This window comes from Promicromonospora sp. NPDC050262 (genome assembly GCF_040655935.1).
GTDB lineage: Bacteria > Actinomycetota > Actinomycetes > Actinomycetales > Cellulomonadaceae > Promicromonospora.
On sequence record NZ_JBFAKX010000034.1, the window covers coordinates 1 to 25,164 of the forward strand.

At 74.9% G+C, this 25,164-nt stretch carries 20 protein-coding genes; 5 read left to right on the forward strand and 15 right to left on the reverse strand.

The window, feature by feature from the left end; genetic code table 11:
• Window positions 1-111: 111 nt before the first annotated feature.
• The 11 genes from AB0I29_RS26935 to AB0I29_RS26985 form a co-directional block, all read right to left on the reverse strand.
• The gene (locus AB0I29_RS26935; RefSeq protein ID WP_357487262.1) at window positions 112-1,674 is read right to left on the reverse strand and encodes an arylsulfatase; all 1,563 of its coding nucleotides are present in this window, start codon (window positions 1,672-1,674) and stop codon (window positions 112-114) included.
• Window positions 1,671-3,635, reverse strand: coding sequence for a fumarylacetoacetate hydrolase family protein (locus AB0I29_RS26940; RefSeq protein WP_357487264.1), 1,965 nt, complete (start codon window positions 3,633-3,635; stop codon window positions 1,671-1,673). Before AB0I29_RS26940 ends, AB0I29_RS26935 begins: the two co-directional genes overlap by 4 nt.
• Window positions 3,636-3,659: 24 nt before the next feature.
• Window positions 3,660-5,594: a glycosyl hydrolase family 28-related protein gene (locus AB0I29_RS26945; RefSeq protein WP_357487266.1), complete on the reverse strand. Its 1,935-nt coding sequence runs from the start codon at window positions 5,592-5,594 to the stop codon at window positions 3,660-3,662.
• A gap of 79 nt (window positions 5,595-5,673) precedes the next feature.
• The gene (locus AB0I29_RS26950) at window positions 5,674-6,672 is read right to left on the reverse strand and encodes a dihydrodipicolinate synthase family protein (protein ID WP_285106108.1); all 999 of its coding nucleotides are present in this window, start codon (window positions 6,670-6,672) and stop codon (window positions 5,674-5,676) included.
• Window positions 6,672-8,270 (reverse strand): FAD-dependent oxidoreductase, encoded by a 1,599-nt coding sequence (locus AB0I29_RS26955; RefSeq protein WP_357487269.1) that lies wholly within the window; start codon window positions 8,268-8,270, stop codon window positions 6,672-6,674. The genes AB0I29_RS26950 and AB0I29_RS26955 overlap by 1 nt, the downstream gene beginning before the upstream one ends.
• A gap of 110 nt (window positions 8,271-8,380) precedes the next feature.
• Window positions 8,381-9,175 carry an ATP-binding cassette domain-containing protein gene (locus AB0I29_RS26960; RefSeq protein ID WP_357487271.1) on the reverse strand — a complete coding sequence of 265 codons (795 nt, stop codon included), beginning with the start codon at window positions 9,173-9,175 and terminating at the stop codon, window positions 8,381-8,383.
• On the reverse strand, window positions 9,172-10,230 hold the full coding sequence (locus AB0I29_RS26965; RefSeq protein WP_357487273.1) for an ABC transporter ATP-binding protein: 1,059 nt from the start codon (window positions 10,228-10,230) through the stop codon (window positions 9,172-9,174). Before AB0I29_RS26965 ends, AB0I29_RS26960 begins: the two co-directional genes overlap by 4 nt.
• A 34-nt stretch (window positions 10,231-10,264) precedes the next feature.
• On the reverse strand, window positions 10,265-11,782 hold the full coding sequence (locus tag AB0I29_RS26970) for an ABC transporter substrate-binding protein (RefSeq protein ID WP_357487275.1): 1,518 nt from the start codon (window positions 11,780-11,782) through the stop codon (window positions 10,265-10,267).
• Window positions 11,783-11,890: 108 nt separating this feature from the next.
• Complete coding sequence (locus AB0I29_RS26975) at window positions 11,891-12,712, reverse strand: ABC transporter permease (protein ID WP_357487278.1); 822 nt, start codon at window positions 12,710-12,712, stop codon at window positions 11,891-11,893.
• A complete protein-coding gene (locus tag AB0I29_RS26980; RefSeq protein ID WP_357487280.1) occupies window positions 12,709-13,641 on the reverse strand; it encodes an ABC transporter permease in 933 nt (310 codons plus the stop codon). The genes AB0I29_RS26975 and AB0I29_RS26980 overlap by 4 nt, the downstream gene beginning before the upstream one ends.
• Window positions 13,638-14,732: a LacI family DNA-binding transcriptional regulator gene (locus AB0I29_RS26985; RefSeq protein ID WP_357487282.1), complete on the reverse strand. Its 1,095-nt coding sequence runs from the start codon at window positions 14,730-14,732 to the stop codon at window positions 13,638-13,640. The genes AB0I29_RS26980 and AB0I29_RS26985 overlap by 4 nt, the downstream gene beginning before the upstream one ends.
• Window positions 14,733-14,887: 155 nt before the next feature.
• Between AB0I29_RS26985 and AB0I29_RS26990 the strand changes: the two genes are divergently transcribed.
• A complete protein-coding gene (locus AB0I29_RS26990) occupies window positions 14,888-15,931 on the forward strand; it encodes a GDSL-type esterase/lipase family protein (protein ID WP_357487284.1) in 1,044 nt (347 codons plus the stop codon).
• Between the two features lie 15 nt (window positions 15,932-15,946).
• Here the strand turns inward: AB0I29_RS26990 and AB0I29_RS26995 are convergent, their stop codons facing one another.
• On the reverse strand, window positions 15,947-16,981 hold the full coding sequence (locus AB0I29_RS26995; protein WP_357487286.1) for an MBL fold metallo-hydrolase: 1,035 nt from the start codon (window positions 16,979-16,981) through the stop codon (window positions 15,947-15,949).
• Between the two features lie 97 nt (window positions 16,982-17,078).
• Between AB0I29_RS26995 and AB0I29_RS27000 the strand changes: the two genes are divergently transcribed.
• Window positions 17,079-17,951, forward strand: coding sequence for a LysR family transcriptional regulator (locus AB0I29_RS27000; protein WP_357487288.1), 873 nt, complete (start codon window positions 17,079-17,081; stop codon window positions 17,949-17,951).
• Entirely contained in the window at window positions 17,948-18,850 is a 903-nt protein-coding gene (locus AB0I29_RS27005; RefSeq protein WP_357487290.1) for a serine hydrolase, read from the forward strand. Before AB0I29_RS27000 ends, AB0I29_RS27005 begins: the two co-directional genes overlap by 4 nt.
• 33 nt (window positions 18,851-18,883) lie before the next feature.
• Here AB0I29_RS27005 and AB0I29_RS27010 read toward each other — a convergent pair whose 3' ends face one another.
• Window positions 18,884-20,038: an FUSC family protein gene (locus AB0I29_RS27010; RefSeq protein ID WP_357487292.1), complete on the reverse strand. Its 1,155-nt coding sequence runs from the start codon at window positions 20,036-20,038 to the stop codon at window positions 18,884-18,886.
• Window positions 20,039-20,140: 102 nt separating this feature from the next.
• Here AB0I29_RS27010 and AB0I29_RS27015 point away from each other — a divergent pair, with 102 nt between their 5' ends.
• The gene (locus tag AB0I29_RS27015) at window positions 20,141-20,608 is read left to right on the forward strand and encodes a hypothetical protein (protein WP_357487294.1); all 468 of its coding nucleotides are present in this window, start codon (window positions 20,141-20,143) and stop codon (window positions 20,606-20,608) included.
• Between the two features lie 83 nt (window positions 20,609-20,691).
• Here the strand turns inward: AB0I29_RS27015 and AB0I29_RS27020 are convergent, their stop codons facing one another.
• Together AB0I29_RS27020 and AB0I29_RS27025 are read right to left on the reverse strand one after the other, a co-directional pair.
• Window positions 20,692-23,721, reverse strand: a complete 3,030-nt coding sequence (locus tag AB0I29_RS27020) for a GH92 family glycosyl hydrolase (RefSeq protein ID WP_357487296.1) — start codon at window positions 23,719-23,721, stop codon at window positions 20,692-20,694.
• Window positions 23,722-23,865: 144 nt separating this feature from the next.
• Window positions 23,866-24,705: an alpha/beta fold hydrolase gene (locus tag AB0I29_RS27025; RefSeq protein ID WP_357487298.1), complete on the reverse strand. Its 840-nt coding sequence runs from the start codon at window positions 24,703-24,705 to the stop codon at window positions 23,866-23,868.
• Window positions 24,706-24,837: 132 nt separating this feature from the next.
• On the opposite strand from AB0I29_RS27025, the gene AB0I29_RS27030 reads away from it, so the two are divergent.
• Window positions 24,838-25,041, forward strand: a complete 204-nt coding sequence (locus tag AB0I29_RS27030) for a hypothetical protein (RefSeq protein WP_285106080.1) — start codon at window positions 24,838-24,840, stop codon at window positions 25,039-25,041.
• Window positions 25,042-25,164 lie beyond the last annotated feature (123 nt).

The window sequence follows — 25,164 nt, forward strand, 5'->3', positions numbered from 1 at the left end:
TTGGCATCGAGGTCGGCACAGGCCTGTGCCGACCTCGATGCCAACTGCCGACCTCGCCTACGGAGTGCTGACCTCAGCCCCAGCCTGCTCGTTTCGACCGCCGAGGCCGGGTCAGTCCGGGAGGACCGATCTCTCCAGCCCGCGCTCGCGGTAGTACGCCAGCAGCCGGTCCCACTCGATCACCCCCGCCGACCGCGCCCACGCCTCCCAGCAGCGCTCCAGCCGCGCGACGACGTCGGGGTGCGTGCCCGCGAGGTCGTGCGTCTCGCCGCGGTCCACGCCCACGTCGTACAGCTCCCAGGGCCGCCCCGCCTCCCGCACCAGCTTCCACCGGCCGCGCCGCACCGCGGCGTTGCCGAGGTGCTCCCAGAACAGCGGCCGCTCCAGCGTCGGCGCGCCTCGCCACTGGTCGAGCATGCTCACGCCCGCCATGCCGTCGGCGTCGCCGCCCACCGCGCGCAGCACCGTCGGCGCGACGTCGACCACGTGGCCCGGCCCCGCCGTCCGGCCCCCACCGCCCACGCCGCCCGCGGGCCACGACGCGATCAGCGGGGACGCGATGCCGCCCTCGTGCACCCACCGCTTGTAGAGGCGGAACGGCGTGTTCGACAGGTGCGCCCACGCCCGCCCGTAGCTCGCGAAGGAGTCCTCCGGCCCCGGGACGACGGCGGGGGAGTTGCCCACCCGCACCGCCCGCCCGTCGCGCGTCGTCGGCGGGGACACGTCCGGGGCGAGGCGGCCCGACGGCGGCGGCAGCTCCTCCGCGCACGCCCCGTTGTCCGAGCAGAACACGACCAGCGTGTCGTCCAGCGTGCCCTGCGCCGCGAGCTGGTCCAGCAGCGCGCCCACGCCCCGGTCCATGGCCTCGACCTGCGCCGCGTAGACCGCCATGCGCTCCGCCTCCCACTCCCGGTCGGAGGTCTCCGCCCACGCCGGCACGCGCGGGTCGCGCGGCGGCAGGCCGTCGGCCGTGGCCAGGCCGAGGCGGTGCTGCGCGGCCAGCCGGCGCTCGCGGAGCCGGTCCCAGCCCGCGAGGTAGCGCTCGCGGTACCTCGCGACGTCGGCCTCGCGCGCGTGCAGCGGCCAGTGCGGCGCCGTGTACGCGAGATACAGGAACCACGGCCGGTCGGCGCGGTGCGCCCGCTCCACGAACCCGCGCGCGTACCGCGTCAGGTCGTCCGTGAGGTAGTAGTCGCCCGCGGTGGCGGACGGCGGCAGCCGCTCCTCGCCCCGGACCAGCGGCGGCCGGTAGTAGCTGGTCGCGCCGGGCAGCACGCCGTAGAACTCGTCGAACCCGCGGCGGGTGGGCCAGGTCTCGTCGGGCTGGTCCGTCCGCGACGACAGGTGCCACTTGCCCGCGAGCGCCGTCGTGTAGCCGACGGCGCGGAGCCGCTCGGCGAGGGTCGGCGCCGCGGGGTCGGGCGAGCCGCGGTACCCGTGCGGGCGGTCGTCGCTGGTGAGCACGCCGACGCCGACGTCGTGCGCGTGGCGGCCGGTGAGCAGCGCGGCGCGCGACGGGCTGCAGCGGGGCGTCGCGTAGAAGGAGCTCATCCGTACGCCGCGCCGGGCCAGGCGGTCCAGGGCGGGGGTGTCGATCTCGCCGCCGAACGCGCCGAGGTCGGAGAAGCCGAGGTCGTCGGCGAGGACGACCAGCACGTCGGGCCGGCGGGTCATGGTGCCCCCGGGGCGATCCGGGCGCGGACCGTGCCCAGGCCCTCGACGCCCGCGGCCACGTCGAGCCCTGCCGCGTACTGCTCGCGCGTGACGCGCACCCGGGCCGACGCCGACCCCAGCGTCACCACGTCGCCCGGGAACAGCGTGATCATGCGGGAGATCGTGGCCAGCAGCTCGCCGGGTCCTGCGGTGTACTCGGCCGTCGATCCGCGGACGGTGCCCGCCGCCGTCGTCAGCCACGTCTCGCGCCCCCACCAGCCGGCCGGGTCGGGGAGGTTGCCGACGGGCAGGAGCGGGCCGGGCGCGGGCAGCACCACGTTGTAGCCGTCGGCCCAGCGTCCGTAGACGGCGCCGATGCCCCGCTCGCCGGCACGGGCGGGCTCGGCGACGGCGTCGGAGAACGACTGGTCGCACAGCGAGACCAGGGGCGTGTACCCGAGCACCAGGTCGTCGAGCCCTGACCCGTCGGGGGCGTCGGCGACCAGGCGGCGCACCACCAACGCCAGCTCGACCGCGACGACCAGGTCCGTGGCGCGCGCCGGGACCCGCACGGTGTCGCCCGCGGGGACGCCGGCAGTGCTGCCCGCCGAGAGCGCTGAGGCCGGGCCGTTCAGGAAGCGGGGCACGGCGAGCCGCGGCAGGCCGTCCGGGCCGTCCGGGCCGTCCGGGTCGGGGGCGCCGGCCGGGGCGGCGTTGCCGAAGGCGGTCCAGAAGTGCCGCGCCCGGGCGACCGACCAGTCCGCGGGCGCCCTGAGCACCGTCGAGCCGGGCTCGGCGCGCTCGCGCAGGGCGAGCTCGCGCACGGCCCACGAGGGGTGCCGGGTGAGGTCGGGCGGCGTCGGCCCCGGGCCGTCGTCGGGCACCACCACCGGGTTGGCCAGCGCGCCCACACGCTCGATCTCGACCTCGAGCCGCGTGCCGGCGGCGACCTCGCCGGGGGTGACGGGCAGGCCGTCGACGCCCATGGTGCCGAGGTGGATCACGTCGCCCACGTGCAGCGACGCGAACGAGGAGTACCAGGCGAGCACCCGCTCGATGCCCAGCAGGGTCGCGCCGCTGTGCGCGCGGTCGCGCGTGCGGCCCGACTGCCGCGTCCACATCAGCAGGTCGTAGGGGTCGCCCACCTCGTCCTTCGTGACGAGGTACGGGCCCATGGGGCACATGCTGTCGGCCTTCTTGCCGCCCCACGACGCCGTGGCCTGGAACAGCCAGTCCTGGTAGCCGGGCGGCAGCGAGTAACCGGTGCCGGCGTTTCCCGGCACGGCGGAGAAGTAGTGGGTGCCGGACACGTCGTCCACCACGGTGTAGCCCGCCACGTGCTCCATCGCCCGCTCGACCGGGACGTCCCGCCCGGCCCGGCCGATCACCACGGCCAGCTCCACGTTGTAGGCCATGGCGGGCAGGTGGTGGCCGTGCCGCACGACGACGGGCGCGCCGTGCCCGACCACCGCCCCCTGCGGCCGCTGGTGCCCCAGCGGGAAGAGGTTGAGCAGCGGCACGCCGGGCCTGTTCCGCACGAACGACGGCGAGTTCGTCACCAGCCCCCAGCACAGGCGCGGCCTCGGGACCGGCGCGAGCAGCTCGACGCCGTCGTCCGCCGCGCCGTCACCCGACCCTGTGCCGCCCGACCCTGTGCCGCCCGGGCCGCCGACGCGGTGCCCCGAGCGCGGCAGGATCGTCACGTCGGTCCGTGCCCGCTGCTCGACGGCGGCGGCGAGCCGGGACAGGGCGGCCAGGCCCGCGTCGTCGAGCGCGAGGAGGCCGACGAGCGTGTCCGGCCACGGCCCCGCGAGGAAGCGCGGAGCCGCGGCCGGGCCGGTGGCGGGGACGGCCGCGTGCGCCGCCAGCGCGGCCTCGGCGCGGACCGGCTCGACGAGCCACTCGTGGTCCGCCACACCGGGGTCCCGCAGCACGACGCCCCAGCGCTCCGTGCCCTGGGCCAGGAAGCTGGCGAGCCTCACGGCTGTTCCCTCACGACTGTCCTCTCACGACATCTCCCCGGCGCCCGGCACCTCGATCGTGGCGCCGTCGGCGGTGAGGTACCCGGCCACGATCACCCGGTACCAGCGCCGCCCGTCGGACACGGCGAGCGTGGGGAACGGCCCCAGAGCGTCGGGCACCATCACGAGCCCGCCCGCGACGGGTTCGGGCAGCTCGGCCACGGGGTTGGGCACGAGCTGCAGGCTGTGCGCGTGGACCCGCCGCATCCGCAGCTCCGCGGAGCCGAGGTCGCGCTCGTTGTCCGCGGTGGGCACCACGCCGTCGGCCCCGACGCGGACGGCGGCCAGCGCGTTCGCCTCGGCCGTGGCGGCCACCAGCTCGACGACGGCGGCGCCCGCCTCCCCGGCGGGCACCACCCGCACGCCGCCCTTCACGCCCGGCCCGGCGCCCGCGACCTGGGCCGACGCCGCCAGGAAGCTGCCGTAGGCGTCGCCGTCCCCGTACCCGTCGGCCGCGGTGGCCCGCACCACGGACGCGCCGTTCTTCGCCGAGGTGAGCTCGTGCTCGTTGGGCCCCGCGCTGCGCCGCTGCACGTAGCACCCCTCGCCCACGGTGCCCGCGAGCAGAACGGGCGCGGCGGCGTCCAGGGTGTTGCCGCTGACGGTGGAGCCGGTCAGGGTGCCCGTCACCCGCACGGGCGCGTTCGCGGGCACCGTGTTGGCGCCGAACGCGTTGCCCATCACGGAGATCCCGGCGGCGTCGCCGGCGATCCGTACCGCGCCCCGGATCACGCTGCGCTCCAGGTTCCAGTTGTCGAACGAGTTGGCGGAGATCGTGATCTCGGACGCCGACTGCTCGAACGCGACCGGGTCGAGGTTGATCCAGTTGAACGTGTTCCCGCTGATGGTGACGTTGTGCGCGTCCACGCCGCGGAACAGGATCGCGTTCGGGGGCCGGTTGCCGCCCGGCTCCACCCCGCCGCCGCCGATCACGTTGCCCGCGATCGTCAGGTTGCTGCCGCCCGCGGTGATGTCGATCGCCGGCCCGGAGGCGTGCTCCACGACGTTGCCGACGATCGTGGAGTTGATGATGCCGCCGGCGAAGAACCGGCGGCCGATGTCCACCAGGTTGTTCGAGATCACGGCGCCCCGGAAGTTCTCGTTCTCCGCGCCGGTGGTCGCGATGCACTGGTTCATGCTGTGGAAGTGGTTGCCCTCGATGAGCCACTTGCGCATCCCGTACGGCAGCAGGTGCAGGTCGCCGCCGCCCGTGCCGTCGGTGGGCCACTGCACGGTCAGAGCGGTCCCGGAGATCGCCACCAGGTTGTTCGTGAAGACCAGCCCGCGCCCGACGTGCACCACCGCCTGGTTGAACGACACGAAGGTGCACTCCGTGATGGTGGCGTCCATGTCGTCGGTGTTGTTGGTGCGGGCCGTGCGCACCGCCACCGAGCCGGGCGTGCGGGTCCGGGTGATGAACGACAGCCCGCGGATGCCGCACAGCGGCGCGTGCATCTCCAGGCCGGTGCCGTCGAAGTCCACGAGGATCAGCGACGTGCGCACGCCCATGGTGCCCTGGCCGGCCAGCACGATGCGGTTGAGGTTCATCGGCTCGGTGAACTCGGTGTCCCGCACCACGAGCGGCGCGGTGATGCGGTAGGTGCCCGGCGGGAACCAGACGATCTTGCTGAGGCGCTCGAACTGCGCGTCGATGGCGGCCTGGATCGCGGCGGTGTCGTCGTTGACGCCGTCGGCCAGTGCGCCGAACTCCTGCGGGGTGGTGGCACCGGAGATGTCGAGGGTGGCCAGCGCGGGGTCCGAGAGCTCGGGCGGGCCGGGCTCGGCCGGCAGCGCGGTGGTGGGGGACGCTGCGGCGGACAGCGGGGCGGACAGCGGGGCGGACACGGCGCCTGCGGCGGTGGCGAGACCGGCCAGGCTGGCGGTGCGGAGCATGTTCCGTCGGGTCACGGGCTGGTGCATCGTTGCTTTCCTTCCGTTGAGCCTTACGGGCTGGGCCTTCGTGGGGCGGCCCAGATGGGGGTGACTCAGGTGGGGGCACTCAGATGAGATGCTCCGCGAAGGGCACGAGGAAGGCGTGCAGCGCCTCCCGTTCGCCCGGGTCGCACGCGATCAGGGGTGGCGCGACGTGCGGGGGGCACAGCCCGCGCCGGGCGAGCACGGCCTTGATCGCGGGGGTGCCGGGGCGCACCTTGTGCAGGCCCACCAGGGCGGTCAGCAGCTCCTGCAGACGGGTCACCTCGGCGGTGTCGCCCGCGCGGTGCGCGGCCACGAGCGCGAGCGTCGCCCGGGGCGCGATGTTGCCGACGCCGGGCACGATGCCGTGCGCGCCGAGATCCAGGGCGGCGGCGAGCTGCGTCTCGTCGCCCTGCCCGACGGCGAAGCCCGGCCGGCGCGCCGCGATGCCCACCAGGTGCCGCAGCAGCACGAGGTCACCGGAGCTGTCCTTGATGCCGACCACGTGGTCCAGGTCGGCCAGCGCGTCGGCCAGGCCCGGCGTGATCGGGGTGCTGTACCGGGGCGCGTTGTAGGCCACGACGGGCAGGCCGACGCCGGCCAGGGCCGCGAAGTGCGCCACGACCTCGTCGGCGCGGTGGTGGAAGTAGATGGGCGGGCTGAGCACCAGGGCGTCCGCGCCGGCGGCCGCGGCGGCGTCGGCCCGGGCGAGGACGTCGTGCGTGCCGGCCGCCGTCACGTTCACCAGCACGAACCCGCCGTCGTGGCCCCCGCTGAGGCGCTGCCCGTCGGAATGCTGTCCGCCGTAGTGCCCGTTCAGGCGCGGCCCGCCGTTCCGGTGGGTCGCCGCCGACCCGAGCGCGTGCCAGCGCGCGACCACCTCCGCCGTGAACGGGCCGACGTCGGCGGCGGGTACCAGCGGACCCTCGCCGTTGCTGCCGAACAGCATCAGGGTGCGCACGCCGTGGGCGTGCAGGCTGTTCAGCAGCCGGCTCGCGCTCGCCGCCGCCGGCCGGCCGCGCACGTCCATGGGCGTCACGAGCGGCACGGTCACCCCGGTCAGGAGCGGTGTTCCGGTCAGCATCAGTACCCCTTGATCTCGGGCCAGTCGAGCTCGAACCCGTCGGCGACGAGCTCGGCCTGGAACGCGGCGAGCAGCGCGGCGTCGGCGTGCACCTGGGCGGGCTCCACGCCGTGGGCCAGGCAGTGCGCGGCGAGCGCCCCGGCGGCCTCCCCGGCGTTCCACTCGACGGGGTGCAGGCGGTAGCAGCCGTTGGTGACGTGCGTGGTGCCGATGTTCTTCCCGGCCGCCAGCAGGTTGCGCACCCGCATGGGCAGCAGCGCGCCGAGCGGGATCCGGAACGGGCTGGACGGGACGTCCAGGTAGTTGTCCCCGCCGGTGCTGGGGTGCAGGTCGATCCGGTACATGCCCACGCCCACGGAGTCGGGGTAGGCCACGGCCCCGGCGGCGCCGCGCACCGCGAGCGAGAGGTCCTGCTCCACCACGGTGGTGCGCGCCCGGATGCGGCGCGACTCGCGCACGTACGGCGCCTTGGCGAACCCGTCCTGGGTGCCCAGCACGTCCGGCCGCAGCCGCAGGCCCGGCCAGCCCGTGCCGCCGTCGGGCCGGGGCGCCTCGGTCTGCAGCCAGTAGAGCATGCTCAGCGACTGCTGCCGGGCGCCCAGCAGGTGCTCGTCGCGCTCGGCCTCGGGCACCGGGTCGTGCGCCGGGCCGACCAGCGGCCCGGGCAGGTAGTCGATCATGGGCCAGTTGACGAGCGTGACGTCGCTCGCGGCGAAGCCGGCCTCGAACTGCTCGCGGGCCACGATGCGGCGGAACAGCCACAGGTCGCGGTCGCCGGGGTCGGCACTCTGGTCGGCCACGACCGGGCCGCTGGGCGCGTGCGGCACGAACGTGCGCACCAGCGGCTCAAGGGTGCGCGGGTCGGGGGCGGTGAGGCTGAGCATGCGGTCGGGCCAGTACGGCGGCCGGTAGTCGCGCCAGTGCTCGTACTGCTCGGGCCGGTCGACCGTGTGGTCCTCGCCCGCGCGGTGCTCCACGGCGAACACCCACGAGAAGGCCTGCTGGTTGTCCGGCTGCGCGACGGCGGGGGCGCTCGGCTCCCCGGTCTCGTCCCGCGACTCGAACCCCGTCACGTGCTCGACGCCGCCCAGCGGCAGCAGGTCGCCCAGCTCCGTGGCGTCCAGCACGTAGGGCGCCGTGACCGTCACCGGAGTGCCGTCCGGACCCGTCAGCGTCACGGCCTCCACCCGGTCGCGACCGGAGTCCACCGCCACCGGGCGGTGCCCGAACAGGACCCGCAGCCGCCCCGCGGCCAGGTACGGCGCCACCATGGCGTCCAGCACCGCCGCCGCGACCCGGGGCTCGTAGCACAGCCGGCTCACCCGCCCCAGGCCCGGGTTGAGGTCCACCACCCGGCGGGCCGACGGCGTCAGCGGGTACCACGTGCGGTAGTACTGCCGCACCCCCTCCCGGAACGCCCGGTAGGACCGCGTGCAGCCGAACTGCTCGATCCACGGGTGCTCGTCGGGCGGCACGCCCTGCGCGCTGAGCTGCCCGCCCAGCCAGTCCGTCTCCTCGGTCAGCACCACCGAGCGGCCGCGCCGCAGCGCGGCCAGCGCGGCGGCCACCCCGCCCGCGCCACCGCCGACAACGAGCACGTCTGCCCCCACCTCCCGCCCGCCCACCCGTTGAGTGCTGGATATGTGCCCTTTCGAATCGTTCCGAGAGGGCGAATATCCAGCACTCAACTGAGCCGGGCGCGGGACCGTCATGCTGCACCCTCCAAAGTTCGGGCGGCCTGGAGGAGGGCCTGGGTGTAGGGGTGCGCCGGTGTGGTGAACAGGTCTTCCGCCGACGTGTCCTCGACCAGCACCCCGCGGTGCATGACGGCCACCCGGTCGGCGATCTGCCGCACCACCGCGAGGTCGTGGGTGATGAACAGGACCGACAGGTCGTGCTCGTCGCGCAGGTCCACCAGCAGCCGCAGGATCTGCGACTGCACCGACGCGTCCAGCGCCGAGACCGCCTCGTCGCACACCAGCAGCCGCGGGCGCAGAGCCAGCGCCCGCGCGATGCCCACCCGCTGCTTCTGCCCGCCCGACAGCGCGGACGGCCGCCGGTCGGCCACCCCCGGGTCCAGCCCGACGTCGGCCAGCACCCGCGCCAGCGCCTCCCGGCGGTCCCCGGCCGGCGCCACCGACGGGTGCGCCCGCCACGCCTCGCGCACGATCGCGCCCACCGTCATGCGCGGGTTCAGCGACGACCCCGGGTCCTGGAACACCATCTGCACCGCCCGGTGCAGCCCCGGCGACCGCCGCCGCACCGGCCCCAGGGGCCGCCCCTCGAACGTGATGCTGCCCTCCTGCGGCGCGACCAGGCCCAGCACGCACCGCGCCACCGTCGACTTGCCCGAACCCGACTCGCCGACCAGCGCCACGGTCTGCCGCGCGCCCACGTCCAGGTCCACCCCGTCGACCGCCCGCACCGTGGTGCGGGGCTCGCGGACCGACCGGCGCGGGCCGGCGAACGTGACGCGCAGGCCGCGGATCTCGAGCACGCTCACGGGCCGACCTCCTCGGCGAAGTGGCAGGCGCTGAGCCGGCGGGGCGCTGGCTCGCCCGGGGTGGCGCCGTCCGGGGCGGCGCCGCCCGCGTCGATCTCGCCCGCGTCGACCTCACGCAGCGCCGGGACCTCCGTGGCGCACCGCGCCCGCGCCATCGGGCAGCGGGGGTGGAACGGGCACCCGGACGGCCGGTCGAACGGGCTGGCGGGGGCGCCCGGGAGCGGCTCGGCGATCGCCGTCCGGCTGGTCACCGCGGGGACGTTGCCCGCGAGCGCCCGGGTGTAGGGGTGGTACGGGCGGTCCAGCACGGCGCGCGCCGGTCCCTGCTCGCAGACCCGGCCCGCGTACATCACCACCACCTCGTCGGCGACGTGCGCCATCACCCGCAGGTCGTGGCTGACCAGGATCATGGCCAGGCCCTCGCGGTCGCGCAGGTCGGCGAGCAGCGCCAGGATCCGCGCCTGGGTGGTGACGTCGAGCGCGGTGGTCGGCTCGTCGGCGATGACCAGCTCGGGCCGCCCGGCCAGCGCGACGGCGATCATGACGCGCTGGCGCATGCCGCCCGACAGCTCGTGCGGGTACGAGCCCGCCTGCCGCTCCGGCTCGGGCAGGCCCACGCGCGCCAGCAGCTCCAGAACGCGTGCCCGGACCTCGGCGCGGGCCAGGCCGTCGCGGCGCAGGATCTCGCCCACCTGGCGCCCCACGGTCTGGATGGGGTTGAGTGCGGCGGACGGGTCCTGGAACACGACGCCGATCTCGCGGCCGCGCACCTGCCGCCGCCGGCGCTCGGGCGCGGTCAGGAGGTCCTGGGACTTCCACCGCACCTGGCCGGAGGCGACGGCGGCCTCCGGCAGCAGCCCCACGACGGCCATCGCCGTCATCGTCTTGCCGCTGCCGGACTCGCCGATCAGGCCGGTGGTGCGCCCGGCCCGGACGGTGAACGAGACCCGGTCGACCACCGCGCCCGCGGGCAGGGCGACGCCGAGCCCGGTCACCTCGAGCATCGGGGTGGTGCGCCGATCGGCGGTCACCACCGCGACGGACTGGTCTGCCATTGTGCTCCCTCCCGCGGTCAGCCCCGCGTGCCCGTCAGCTCTCGGAGTTCGTCACGCGCGTGAAGTACGGCAGGCTGTCCGACGCCGGCACGAAGCCCTCGACGCCCGAGCGCCACGCGTACGGCATGCCCACGAACATCGGGTACATGCCCACGGCGTCGTCCCAGACGATCTGCGTGGCCTGCGCGTACAGGTCCTCCCGCTCGGCGGTGTCGCTGGTCGCCTCCGCTGCGGCCAGCAGCTCGTCGAGGTCCTCGTTGCAGTAGCCGGTGCGGCCCGCGGCGCACGGGTACAGCCGCCCCAGGTTCGTGGCGGCGTCATACCCCTGCGAGCCGATCTGCTGGATGTTGATGTCCCACTTCAGGGCCAGCAGGTCCTCCAGGAACACCGCCTGCTCCTTCTCCAGCGGCTCGACCTGTACGCCGATCTCCGCCAGGTCCGAGGCCACGGCCTGCGCGAGCTGGCGGAACTGCGGCTGCGAGAACTGCATGCGCAGCGTCGTGTCGTAGTCGAAGCCGGCGTCGTCCAGGGCCGCCTTGGCGGCCTCGGGGTCGTAGGTGACCGGCTCCTGCGGCGCGTAGCCCAGCACCACGGGGCTGACCACGGAGTCGGCCGCGGAGCCCGTCTCCGGGAACAGCGACGCGGTGATCTCCCCGAAGTCGACCGCCTGCCACAGCGCCCGCCGCACCGCTGCCTCCTGCAGGGTCTCCTCGGCGCTGTTCATCCACATGGTCAGCACGCCCGGGCTGTCCACGCTCTCGACCGTGATCGACGTGTCGCCCTGCAGGGCGGGGATCTGGTCGTCGGGCATGGCCCACGTGACGTCGACCTCGCCGGTCTGGAGTGCCGTCATGCGGGCCGAGACCTCGGGGATCGACTGGAAGACCAGCTCCTCCAGCGCCGGGGGACCGTCCCAGTAGGTCGGGTTCGGCGTCATCCGCAGCGCCTGACCCGGCTCGAACGACTCCACGACGAACGGCCCGGAGCCCACCGGGTCCTGGAAGAACGCCTCGTCGACGTCGGGCGGGGTGACGAAGAACGACGAGATCTTCGCGACGAAAGACGCGTCCGGCTTGCCGGCGTCGAACACGACGGTGGCCTCGTCGGGCGCCTCCACCTGGTAGTCCACGAAGTTGCCGGCCAGCGGACCCTGCAGCTCCAGCACGCGCTCGAAGGAGGCGACCACGGCGTCGGCGTCGACCGGCTCGCCGTCGGAGAACTCCACGCCGTCGCGCAGCGTGAACGTCCACCGGCTGGTGTCGTCGTTGGGCTCCCACCCGGTGGCCAGGTCGCCCGTGAACTCGCCGGGGCCGGTGCTGACCACGAGCTGGCTGAAGAGGGCGCGGGCCGCGAGCTGCGTGCCCGCGTCCATGCTGGACGGGCCGTGCGGGTCCAGGTTCTCGATGGGGATGGGGCCGGCCGCGGTGAGCGTGCCGCCCGCAGCGTCCCCGCCGGGGTCGTCCCCGCCGTCGGAGCCGCCGCAGGCCGCCGTGGCCAGGAGCGTGAGGGTGAGGGCGAGGGCGGGTACGGCGCGCCGGGTGCTGAGCTTCATCGCTCGTTCCTTCCGGAGGGGTGTGCCGGGTGGATCTACGGGATGGGTGTACTCGGGTGGTCGTACACGGTGCAGCGCCGGTGCGGCGTTGTCAGGGCTGGGCGAAGGTCAGGGCTGGGCGAAACGTCTGGTGAGACGGTCGCCGACCAGGCCGATGCAGACGACCAGGACGGTGAGCGCGATGCCGGGGAAGGCCGAGATCCACCACGCGGTGGCGAGGTACTCCTTGCCGCTCGCGATGCTCTGGCCCCAGGACGCGACGTGCGGGGGAAGGCCGAGGCCCAGGAAGCTGAGGGCCGCCTCGGACAGGACGACGGAGGCGAGCTCCATCGTGGCGAGTGCGACCACGGGCCCCGCCAGGAACGGCACCACGTGCCGGCCGAGGATCACCCGGGTGCGCACGCCCATGATCCGGGCGGCGTCGACCCAGTCGCGCTCGCGGACGGACAGGGCGACGCTGCGCGACAGCCGGGCGAACCCGATCCAGCCCGCCACGCACAGCGCGATGATCACCACACCCGTGCCGCGGTCTAGGAGGCCCGCGATCACGATGGCCAGCAGGATGCCGGGGAACGCCATGAGCACGTCGACGGTGCGGGCCACGGCGACGTCGGCGAACCCGCCCGCGTAGCCGGCCACGGCGCCGAGCGCCACGCCCACCACGGAGCACAGCGCCACCACGACCACGCCGATGGTCAGGGACGTGCGCGCCCCGTGCACCACCTGCGCCAGCACGTCGCGGCCTACGCCGTCCGTGCCCAGCCAGGCGGTGCCGGCCGCCGTGGCCGAGCCGGGCGGCAGCAGCCGTTCCGTGACGACGGTGGCCACCGGGTCGTACGGCACGAGGTACGGCCCGACGACGGCGGCGAGCACGTAGACGCCGATGATCCCGTGGACGACCCAGGCGCCGACCGAACCCGCGCGTCTCATCGGCGGGCCTCCAGCCGGATGCGCGGGTCGAGGCGGGCGTAGGCGAGGTCGGCGGCCAGGTTGAGCACGACGACGCAGACGGCGATCAGCACCGTGGCGGCCTGCACCACCGCGTAGTCGCGGTTGCCGACCGCGCCGACCAGGAGGTTGCCGAGCCCGGGCCAGGCGAACACGGTCTCGATGACGACGGCGCCGCCCAGCAGCGTGCCGACCTGGAGGCCGACGACGGTGACCACCGGGACCAGCGAGTTCTTCAGGACGTGCCCGGTCAGCACCTCACGCTCGGTCAGGCCCTTGGACCGCGCGGTGCGCACGAACGGCTCGGACATGGTCTCGGCCACGCCGCTGCGCGTGATCCGCCCCACCAGCGCCGTGAAGGGGATGGCGAGGGTGACCGCGGGCAGCACGAGGTGTTCCAGGTCCCCGCCGCCGGCGCTCGGCAGGAGCCGCAGCCACAGCGCGAGCACGAGGATGAGCATGATGCCCACCCAGAACGGCGGCAGCGCCTGCAGTCCCAGCGTGACCGTGGAGGTGGCGCGGTCCACGAGGCTGCCGGGCCGGTGCCCGGCCAGCACGCCGAGCACGATGCCGACGGTGACCGCGACGAGCGTGGCAGCCAGCGTGAGCGTGACGGTCGCGGGGAACCGTTCGAGCACCGCGTCCATGGCCGGTCGGCCGTACCGGTACGACTCGCCGAAGTCGCCGCGCACGGCGTCGCCCAGGAACGACAGGTACTGGACGAGCAGCGGCTGGTCCAGGCCCAGCGTGTGCCGCAGCTCCGCGATCTGCTCGGGGGCGGCGTCCGGGCCCAGGGCGACCGTGGCCTGGTCGCCCGGCGCCAGGCGCACGACGAGGAAGACCGCGGTGAGCACGCCCCAGATGGCGAACAGCCCGACGGCGAGGCGCCGCAGCAGGAACGCGAGCATCATCGCGGGCTCCCCACCGAGTCGCCGTCGACCGGCGTGCACGCGACGGACAGCTGGCGCGGGCCGTCGTCGGCGTCCAGGATCTCCAGCAGGAGGCGCACCGCCGCGCGGCCCATGTCCTCGCGGGGGAGCGTGAAGCGGGTCCAGTCGCGGCCGGACGGGGTTGTGGCGGTGCCCGGTGTGCTACCCGATGCGGTGCTCGGCGCGCCGCTCGGGGCGGGGTCGCCCAGCAGGGCGACCGAGAGGTCCTCCGGGATGCGCAGCCCCGCCGTGGCGGCGACGCGCTCCAGGGCGGCGACGGTCTGGTCGTCCTCGCTCGGCTCGACCAGCAGCGCGGTCACGCCGTCGGCCCGCCACCGCTGCAGCAGGTCGGTCAGCAGCGTGGCCGTGGTGGCGGCGTCGTCCGGCATCTCGTGGACCGGCTGGTCGGGCAGCCCGGCGTCGGCCAGGCCCGCGCGGAACCCCGCCTCGCGGTCGCGCGTGGGCTCCTGGTGGTCGGCGGGCCGCAGGTACGCGAGACGGCGGTGCCCGGCATCGGCCAGGCGGCGCACCATGTCGCGGGTGGCGCCCACGTAGTCCGGGGCCACGTAGGACAGTTCTGCGCCGGGCAGCTCGCGCCGTCCGACGAACACGAACGGGAAGTCCTCGCGGACCAGGTCGGCGAGGTCCGCGCGGTCGATGTGCCGGCCCAGCAGCACGCAGCCGTCGGCGACCTTGAGCCGGTTGATGCCGCCGGAGTAGATGCGGCGCTCGCCCGTGCCCACGGAGCTGAACAGCAGCAGGTCGTACCCGAACGCGGCCGTGGCCTCCTCGACGTCCAGGAGGAACGGGAAGTAGAAGTCGCGCTGGTCCACGGGGAAGACGGGCTCGAACGTGTAGAGGCCGAGCATGCGGTTGCGGCCGCCCTTGAGGCTGCGCGCGGCGGTGTTGACGGTGTAACCGAGCCGCGCCGCAGCGTCGAGCACCGCCCGGCGGGTCTGCTCGGCGACCTGCCCGCTGGCCTGGCCGCCGCTGACCACCAGGGATACCGTCGCCTGCGAGACGCCGGCAGCCCGCGCGATGTCCACCTGGGTGGGACGCCGACGTTGGGTCATCGCGGACTCCTCGGGTAGCCGGCGCCATTGCCGGGTAGCCGACTTTAATACGTATTAAAGTCGTGCGACGCAACACTATGGATCCGGGCAACGGGCCGTCAAGGAAATCCTGGCCGATACCCCTGTATTCACCCGGTCGACGGAACGAGGGCGGGATGCGCGAGATCCGGGCGGACGACGACGTCCTGACCTGGGCGGGTGCCGTCTCGGTCGAGCACGCGCCGGGCTGGTCGCGGGCCTGGCGGCTGCCGCACGACCGGATCGGGTTGTTCCCCGGCGGTGCCCTGCGCTCGCGCGCAGCCATGCCCGCGGGCGTGCGGCTGGTGCTCGGCACCGACGCCCGGACGCTCGCGGGACTCGCCGCGGTCCAGGGGGTCGAGGTGCCGCTCGACGTGGTGATGGACGGCGCCGGACCGGACGGCGACGTCGTCGCGTCCGTGCCGGTCGGGCCGGACGGGGGCTTCGCGGTGGAGCTGCCGCCCGGAGACAAGCGGGTCGAGGTGTGGCTGCCGCAGTTCGGGACGTTCCGGCTGCAGGGCCTCGCCGTCGACGACGGGGCGCGGGTGTGGCCGGCCGGCGGGCCCGCCCGGCCCCGGCTCGTGACGTACGGCAGCTCGCTGACGCAGTGCCGGCAGGCGGCGTCCCCGACCCGCACCTGGCCCGCGCGCGTGGCGCGCGGGCTCGGCCTGGACCTGACGTGCCTGGGGTTCGCGGGGGAGGCGCACCTCGACCCGATGGTCGCGCGTGTGCTGCGCGACCTGCCCGCCGACGTCGTCGTGGCCTGCCTCGGCATCAACGTCTACGGTGCGGGCACGTTCAGCGCGCGCTCGCTGCTCCCGGCGCTGCTCGGGTTCCTGAGCACGCTCCGCGACGGGCACCCCGGCGTGCCCGTGCTGGTGGTCTCGCCGGTCGCCTCGCCGCGGCGGGAGGACGCCGTGGGTCGCGCGGGCCTGACGCTCGCGCAGGTGCGCGACCAGGTGGCCGACGCGGTCGGCCTCCTGGCCGCGCACGGCGACCCGGACCTGCACCTGCTCGACGGGCGGGCGGTGCTCGGGCCCGAGCACGCGCACCTGCTGGACGACGGCCTGCACCCGGGGCCGGAGGGCTACGCGCACATGGCGTCGGTGATCGGGCCGGTGGTGCGGGAGCTGCTCGACGGCCGGGACGCGGGTGGCGCGGTGGTGCGAACCCGGCCGTGAGGCCTCAGCGAGCCGTCACAGCAGGTCCAGCGGCGTGCCGTACTCCGGGACCACCACGCGCGTTCCGGGCGAGAGCCGCCCGATCCGCTCGGTGAGGTCCAGCATCCGGCCCCGCGTGCGCTCGTCGGCGCGCGGCGGGTTGGTCAGGGGTGACTCGAAGTCGTCCCAGTGCACCAGGACGACCTGCTCGACGCCGTCCAGCGCCGCGAGCAGACGGCCCGCGTAGTCGGCGGTCACGTCCGTGCTCGGCACGGGCAGCGCCACCGTGTCGACGCGCAGGCCGTGCAGCGCCCGGTCGTCGTAGTCGCTGCCGCCGAGCAGCAGCACGGACCGGCCCTGCGGCGAGCGCAGCAGGTACGACAGGGTGTCGCCCTCCGGCAGGTCGGCGATCGTGCGGGGCCGCGCCGGGACCCGCGTGTGCACGCCGGGGAACAGCAGCCCGCCGGACGCCGTGCGGCTGTGCAGCGAGGGCACGACGCGCAGCACCAGGTCGCCCAGGTGCATCTCCTCGCCGCCGCGCACCACCGCGAGCTGTTCCCGGGGCACGCCCATGGCCAGCGCGAGGTGGTACCCGGTCAGCGTGGTGAGCACGGTGGCCCCGCGGGTGCGGGCCAGGTGGGGCACGTCGGCGAAGTGGTCCCAGTGGGTGTGCGTCACCAGGACGGAGTCGACGGCGCCCTCCTTCGTCCCCGCCGCGCCGAGTGCGGCGTCGAGCGCGGCGGCGTCGACCCGCAGCCGGGTGGTGGCGCGGAACGTCCCGGCCGCCAGGCCGGTGTCGAACCGCGTGACGTACGGGTCGAGCAGGACCGTGGTCGCGGGGGTGCGGATGCGCCAGCCCGAGGTGCCGAGCCAGGCGAACGTGGCGAACCCGGCCGGGGCCGCCGTGGTCCCCGGGACGACGGCGGCGGCGGTGCCGGCGCCCGACGCCCGGGCCGCGCCCGGGACGGCGGTACCGGCGAGACCGCCGAGCACGCCCAGGGCCGCGGTCCCGGCGCCCGTCATCAGGGTGCGGCGGCTGAGGCCGCGGTTCGAGGTGGTGGGTGTCGTCATGCGGCACACCCTTCGCGAGGCCGTGGGCGAGAGTCAAAGAGTCTTGCCGACGCGACCCGAGTCGATCTTGATATGGCCCCCGCCTAGGCTCAGGGCCGTGGACCTCCTGAAGCACCTGGGCTTCTTCGCGGCCGTCGCCGACGCCCGGCACTTCGGCAACGCGGCCGCCGACCTCGGCATGACCCAGCCGCCGCTGTCCCAGGGCATCCTCCGGCTGGAGCGGCACCTCGGCGTGCGGCTCTTCGACCGCGACGCGCGCGGCGTGCGCATCACCGCCGCCGGGCGCCGGCTCCTGCCCTCCGCCCGCGAGCTGCTCGACGCCGCGGACGACCTCGTCGTCGCCGCCCGCGACCTCGCCCTGCCCGAGCAGGTCCGCCTCGGCATCGCCGCCGACCTGGAGGACGCCGTCCCCGGCCTGCTCCGGGCGGTCGGCGTCGACCTCGTCCCCAAGGCTCTCGCGAACGCGGGCGGCGCCGTGGTGCCCACGGTCGCGGGCAGCGTCGAGCTCGTCGACCTGCTGCGGGACGGTCTGCTCGACGTCGCCGTCGTGCGGCACCCGGGCGTGCTCGACGGACTGACGGCGGGGCCGGTGCTCGTGCTGCCGACCCGGCTGGAGGGTGTCGACGTGGGTGCCGGCGTCGGCCTCGCGGAGGTCCGGCTGCCCGTGGCCGTCCCGCCCCGCCACCACCAGCCGCCCGCGCACGACCAGCTCGTCGACGCCCTGCGCCGCGCCGGGCACAGCGGCGCGGTGGTCGAGGCGCGGGACGCCGCACAGCGCCGGGCGCTGGTCGCGGCGGGTGCGGCGGTCGGCGTCGTGCCCACCACCGTGGAGCAGCCCGGCGATCCGTCGTGCCCGCCGCTGCGGCTGCGGGTCGCCGTGCCGCACGCCGCGCAGCGCCGGCCCGAGGTGGACCACGACGCGGTCGCCGCCGCGATCGAGCGGGCGCTCAGATCGGGACCGGCCCGATGACACCCGTCGACACCTCCGCCGTCGTCGCGTCGCTCCGGGAGGTCGCGCGGGACGCGGGTGTCACGGCCCGGGTCCACGCGACCCGGCTGACCGGCCCGCCCGGGACGGTCGCCCTCGACGACGCCGAGCCCGTCGCGGTCGCCTCGCTCTACAAGCTGCCGCTCGCGCTGGTCTGGGCGGACCTCGTGGCGGCCGGCGACCTCGCCGGGGACCAGCCCGTGCGCCTCCCGGCGGACTCCCGCATGCCCGGCCCCACGGGCGTGGCGATGCTGCTCGACGACGTGTCGCTGACCGCGCGCGACGTCGTCCGGCTGATGCTCGCGGTGTCCGACAACGCCTGCGGCGACGCGCTCCTGACCCTGGTGGGCCGCGCACGCGTGCACGAGCACCTGGCGGCGCTCGGCCTCCCGGAGACCCTGGTGCGGCAGGGCTCGGCCGAGGAGACCCGCGCCGTGCTGCGCGACACCGGTACCGGCGACTGGGCCGCCGCCCAGCGGGCGCTCGCCGACCCGGACCGGGCCGCCGAGACGTCGCAGTACGACCCGGCGTTCGCGAGCGCCGGGACCGCCGCGCAGGTCGGCCAGGTGCTGCGCCTCCTGTGGTCGCGCACCGGCCCGGCCCACGACCTGGTGCGGGACGCGCTGGCCCACCAAGCGTGGCGGCACCGGGTGGGCAGCGGGTTCCCGCACGACGACGTCGCGCTGCTCGGCAAGACCGGCACCCTCGGACGGCTGCGGCACGAGGCCGCCGTCGCACGGTTCCCGCACGAGCATCCCGTGGGTGTGGTGGTGCTGACCCGCGCTGCGCGGCCGGAGCGGCACCTGCCGCGGGTGGACGCCGCGATCGGTGAGCTGGCCCGCCTCGCCGTCGCGCCGCTGCGGCTGCCCGATGACGTCTGACCGCTCCGTACGACCGGTGACGCGCGACCGCCGTCAGCCCGCGGCGTCCTGCCGTCGCTCGTGGGTCAGGAGCGTGATCACCACGGCCACGACGACGCCCACGAGCGTGTCCACGGCGCGGTCGCTGACGAGGCCGGCGACGGGAACGGGATGCGCGAGGTGCGTCATGGACAGGGCGAGCGGCGTGATGAACAGCATCGCGACGGCGTAGTTGCGGCCCACGTACAGCTCGGCGCCGGCCTGCAGCAGCGCGGCGACCGCGATGACGACCAACGGCGGCGGTCCCGCCGTCAGCAGCGCCCACGCGAGCAGCACGCCCACCAGCGTGCCCGCGAGCCGCTGGGCGGCGCGCATCAGCGCCCCGGCCGCGTCCGGCGCCGACATCGGCACCACGGCGGCCACCATGGCCCAGTAGGGGTGCCCGACGGCGGTGGCGATCCCGCCCGCGACGGCCACGCCGGCGGCGTACCGCACGAGGTAGTGCGAGATCGTCCACTCCGGGCCCGTGGCCGTGGCCGTGCCTGTGCCTGTACCGGTGCCTGTACCGGTGCCTGTACCGGTGCCTGTACCGGTGCCTGTACCGGTGCCTGTACCGGTGCCTGTACCGGTGGCGGTACCGGTGGCGGTGGCGGTGGCGGTGGCGACGGCCGGGAGCGGGCCCGGCTCGAACCGCGCGAAGGCGGCCGTCAGCGCGAGCGCGAACAGGACGGCGGCGACCACGACGGCCAGGGCGACCGGCAGCCGGTCCGCCCCGGCCGGCACGGAGGAGCAGGCGCCCAGTGCGAACACGGGGAACAGCGGCCCGGGCGGGTGCCAGCGCAGCCGGTGCGACACGATCGCCACACCCGTGGCCCAGAGTGCGGCGACGGGCACCACCACCCACCCCGTGCCGGGGACGGCGGACGCCAGCACGGCGATCAGCGTGCCGACCAGCACCGACGCGACCAGCACGGCCCCCGCCTGGACCTGCATCACGAGGCGTGGCCGGATCGGCACCGTGCGGCCGAACAGGCTGGTGAACGCGCCGAACGTCGCGTACAGGGACCACTCCAGGTGGCCCGTCGCCCACAGCACCAGCATCGGCACGGCCACCGACGCGGCGGCCCGCAGCGCCACGGGCAGCTCCCCGCCGTACGGCCCCACGTGCAGCATCCGGCGCAGGTGGGGGAGCGGGGAGCGGGAATTCATGACCTTTGCATCTTCCCACGCGACCAGGGTGGGGATAACCCACGGCGCAGCACGGAGGACAGCCGGTTGGTGCGCCGAAAGCCCGCTGACCAGCATGGACACATGACCGAAACCGCACCGCACACGTTGCTCACAGGCCGGTCGCTCCGGATCGCCGCGGCCGGCGCGTTCGCGCTCGCCGTCGCGGCGGGGATCGCCGAGGCCGTCGTCGCCGTCACCTCGATCGTGGCGCAGCAGGGGGCCGACGACGCCCTCGTGACCCAGGTCGTGGCACGCGGCCTGGTCTTCGCCGCCGCGCTGACCTGCGCCTGGTACCTGGCCCGCGGCCGGCGGTGGGCATGGTGGGCCCTCCTGCTCGGCCTCGGCGTGGTGGGGCTGGCCTCGATGCTGCTGCCCATGGCCGCCGCGCTGGCCGACGGCGCCTCCTGGTCCACCGTCTTCGAGGGCGACGTCGCGCCGCTCTTCCCCGTGATCCGCGCGCTGCACATCGTGTCCGTGCTGACGGGGGTCACGTTGATGCTGCACCCGGCGGTCCGCGCGAGCCTGGTCGCGCGCGGTCAGCACAGCTAGCCAGCGCCCCGCTGTGCGGGCGGAGACGAGCACGCACCTGCTGCCAGAACCGGCCTGGCCCTGGCAGCAGGTGCATGGTGGGTTCAGCCGGCCGGCGTCCCGGCCGGCGTCCCGGCCGGCACCGGGGCCGTCGCGACGTCGAAGACGTGCATGATCCCGCGGTCCGTCGAGGCAGGCAGCACCACGGCGTCCACGGTCTTGTCCGGGTCCAGCGCCACGGGCCGCGTCGCGAACACGCGGAAGGTGCCCGTGCCCGACGTGCCGTTGCGGTTGTTGCGGCCCGCCACCTCGACCACGGTGGTGTTGCCCGCCGAGGGTCCCGCCGCCCAGTCGGTCAGCTCGACCTCGACCGGCTGGCGCGTGCCGTCCGTGTACTCGACGTATGCCGTACCGCGTGCGGGACCGTTCGTGGCCAGCCCGAGGAACGAGACCGCCGACGCCGGCGCGTCCTCCAGGTCGACGCGCTGACCGGCGACGATCCAGTTGTCCGGCTCGCCCACGCCGGCGTCGGGCCAGGCGAAGGCGACGCCGGTGTCCGCGCCGTCCACGCGCAGGGGCAGGCGCGCCCCCGGCGCGGCGCCAGCCGCGGCCAGGCCCTCGCGCGACAGCGACCAGTCGCTCAGGTCGATCGACCCCAGGTTCCCGCGGCCGTCGTGGGTGGTGCCCACATTGTTCCGGCCGTCCATCCCCTCCGTGTACGACGGCGGGACGTCGTCCGCGCCGGCGCCCCACGTGCCGGGGGTCGTGGACATGCTGAACCGCAGCGTGCCGCCCGTGCGGGCGAACGACGAGTCGATCCAGGAGGCGCTCTGCGCGCGACCGTTCACCCGCAGGCCGGTCGTGTACCGGCGCTCGCTGCTCGCGCCCGGCGCCACGATCTCGTAGTCCCGGCGGCTGTCGGCGGCGTCGATCGTGATGCGCTCCCACAGCGGGGCGCTCACCACCAGGTCCGCGGTGCCGTAGACCACGGGGTAGATGCCCAGGTTGGCCCAGACGTACCAGGCGCTCAGCCCACCCTGGTCGTCGTTGCCCGGCAGGCCCGTCGGCGTCGTGTCGTACAGCTCGTCGACGGCGCGGTGCAGCACGTCCGTGGTCTTGTGCGGCTTGCCGAGCCAGTTGTAGACCCACGGGGAGCTGAAGGACGGCTCGTTGCTGAGATAGTTGCCGGTCTGCGTGTACGCGCCGGCGTCGAGATCTTCCATGAGCACGTCGAGCGCCTGCTCGGCGGCCTCCGCCCCGCCCCGCTTGGTGACGAGCGTGCCGACGTTGTGCGGCACCATCCAGCCGTACTGGTAGCCGGTGGACTGGTTGAACTGACCGCGGCCCGCTGCGTCGTCCCGCACGCGCAGGTCGAAGGACCGGTCGAAGCCCGTGCGCTCGCGCGGGCGGATGTGCCGCGTCACCGGGTCGAAGACGTTCTGCCACGACTGGGCGCGGACCATGAGCGCATCGTGCGCCTCGTCGTCGCCGAGGCGCTCGGCGAGCTGCGCGATGGCGAAGTCCTCGATCGAGTACTCCAGCACGCGGGCCGTGGCGAAGCCGCCCTTGCGGTTCTCGATCATGCCCGTGGCGAGGTACTGGTAGGCGTCCGGACGGGTGCTGGCGTCGCCCGGCAGCGACTGGGTCTCCAGCAGGGAGGCCAACGCGGCCTCGCGGTCGTAGTCTTTTGCGCCGAAGTCGTCCATCGCGGCCAGCGCGATCGGCAGCGAGTCGGCGGCCATGCGGGCCTGCACCAGGTTGTAGGTCGGGCCGTCGTACCAGGTGCCGGTCTGCTGAGCCATGAGCACGAGCGACTGGGCGATGTCCTCCGCGACCTTCGGGAACGTCATCGCCAGGAGCTGGGCGTGGCCGCGGTAGAAGTCCCAGCCGGCGAAGTTCACGTAGAGGTGCCGGCCCTTCTCCACGCGGCGCACCTCGCCGTCGTAGCCCACGTACTGCCCGTTGACGTCCTCGAAGACGTTCGGCTGCTGCAGCACGTGGTAGAGCGCCGTGTAGAGCTTGGTGCGCTCGGCGTCGGTGTCCGAGCCATCGTCGGGGCCGTCGCCGCCGGAGACGTCGATGGTGCCCAGCGCGTCGCGCCAGGCGTTGCGAGCGCCCACGCGGACGGCGTCGAAGCTCTTGTGCCGCACCTCGGTGACGCGGTTGAGCGCGGCGTTCTCGACGCTCGTGTAGCTCAGGCCGATGCGGGCCGTCACGGTGCTGCCCGGCTCGAAGCCGAGGTAGGCCCCCGTCCCGTGCTTCGTGTCGGTGCCGACGGCGTGGTCCTGGCCCGGCGTGACCCGGCCGTCGTCCCACACGCCGTGGCTGCGGATCGGCTGGTCGAACGTCGCGGAGAAGTGGACCGTGTAGAAGGTGCCCTGGTTGCAGACGGCGCCCGCCGTGACCGTGCCGGTCACGGTGCGGCGCTTCGCGTCGATCGTGACCTCGCTGGCCCGGATCGAGTTGTTCGAGCCGGCGACGTCGAGCAGCAGGGTGGCGCCGTCGGCGTCCCTCGGGAACTCGAAGCGGCTGACGGCGGTGCGCTCGGTCGCGGTGAGCTGCGTGGTCACGTCGTTGCCGGTGGTGACCTCGTAGAACCCGGGCTCGGCGCGCTCGTCGTCGTGGCTGAACGGCAGGTAGTAGTCGCGGATGTTCGCCGCCGGGTCGGTCGGCAGTACGCCCTCGGGCAGGGCGCCCGTGAAGGGCAGGACCGGGAAGTCGAAGCCGCCGTAGTTGTCGGTGCAGCCGGTGCCCGAGATGCGGGTCATGCCGAAGCCGCGGATCCGGTCGGCGGTGTATTCGTACCCGCCCTTCTCGCCGTTGCTGCCCTCGCGGTAGGTCGTGGGGCTGGACTGCACCAGGCCGAACGGCGCCGTCGCGCCCGGGAACGTGTTCCCGTAGGCGTCGTTGCTCTTGTTCTCCGTGGTGTCGAGCTCGGTGCCGATGAAGGGGTCGACGGCGTCGACGGGCGAGAGTTCGCGGGGGTGTGCTGTCGCCTGCTGGGCCGGTGCCTGCTCGGCTGCGGGCTGGGCCGCCGCGGACAGCGTGACGGCGGGGGTGAGCGCGAGGAGCGTCACCACCCCCGCCGCGAGCGCCGCTCGGTGTGGTGCTGGGCGCCACCTGGATGAGGACATGACTGGTTCCTGACGTGTCCGGGGAAGGGTCGGCTCAGTGTGTTGTCCGAGGTCTTCGCCCAGGTGAGCGCCGCACGGCCGCCGGATGAACGCGCGGTGGCGGCGCGGCTACCGCGTGCGGTGTGGCTGCCGCCTGCGGCGCGGCTACCGCCGCAGGAAGTCGGTCACCACCGCGAGGAACTCGTCCGGGGCCTCGTCGTGCACCATGTGGCCCACGCGGATCTCCACGAGCCTGCCGTGGGCCACGCTGCCGGCGAACTCCGCGAGGTCCGCCTGGTCCACGTTGCTCGTGGGACCGCCCGCGACGACGAGCACCGGCGCCTCGATCCCCAGCGCGTCGTCCCACCAGGCCGGGTCGGGGTCGCCGCGCTGGGCGCGCAGCGCGTTGACGAGCGGCCAGTCGAACGGGACGGGGTGGTCCGGCTCGTCGAACGGCTCGAACCGCGGCCCGCCGGTGCGGGGCGGGGTGGCGTCCTCGAGGACGAGCCGGGTGACGGGGGCCGGGGCCGGCTGGGCGGTGACCGGCGTGGTGGCGTTCAGGGCGGCGGTGACCAGGGCGGCGGTGACGGCGCCCATCGAGTGCCCGACGATCGCGAGGCCGCCCGGGGCGGTCACGCCGAGCGCGGCACAGAACGCGAGGGTGTCGGCCGTCATCAGCTCGTACGAGTACTGCCCGGGCCGGTCGCTCTCGCCGTGGCCCCGCGCGTCGGGGGCCAGGACCCGGTAGCCGAGCGCCGCGAGGTCGTCGAGCAGGGGCTCCCAGGACAGCGAGCTCTCCCCGAGGGCGTGCAGCAGGAGCAGCACCGGGGCGGACGGGTCACCGGCCTCGCGGTAGGCGAGGCGCAGGCGGCTGGTGTCGGCGAGCGTGGCGGGCGTGGGCGTGCCGGTGGGCGCGGTGCCTGTGGGCGCGACGTCGTCGTCGTGCCGGACGGGTGCGTGGTGGATGTCGACGTGGCGGACCGGGTGCTGTGCTGCGGTGGTCATCCGCGCAAGTATGCCGATCCCGCGACCTGCTGCTGACCAGCGGGAACATCCCACGGCGAAAATCCGCTGACCGCGTAGGTGTCCGGCCGCTACGGTCGGGCGTCGCTGACGCACCGGACGGAGGTGAGACGCGTGAGCAGCAACAAGAAGAACCGCGCCCGGCACAAGCACGCGCTCCCGGCCGAGGCCGTGCGGGAGCGCGCCGAGCACGCCCGGTCGGGAGCGGCCGGCGTGCACGTCGACCAGCAGGCCCGGGCCTACCGCACCGGCGCCACCAACCGCGTGGGTTCGCGCTCGGCACGAGTGCGCGCCGCGATCCGCGCCGACCTGCGCTGACCGGCTGACCGAGGTGCGGACGGTGACGGGGAACGACGACGCCCTGGCGACCGTGCGCCGCGCCCACGACGAGCTCGTGGACGCGAACCGCACGGGCGACGCACGCCGCGTCGGCGGCGCCGA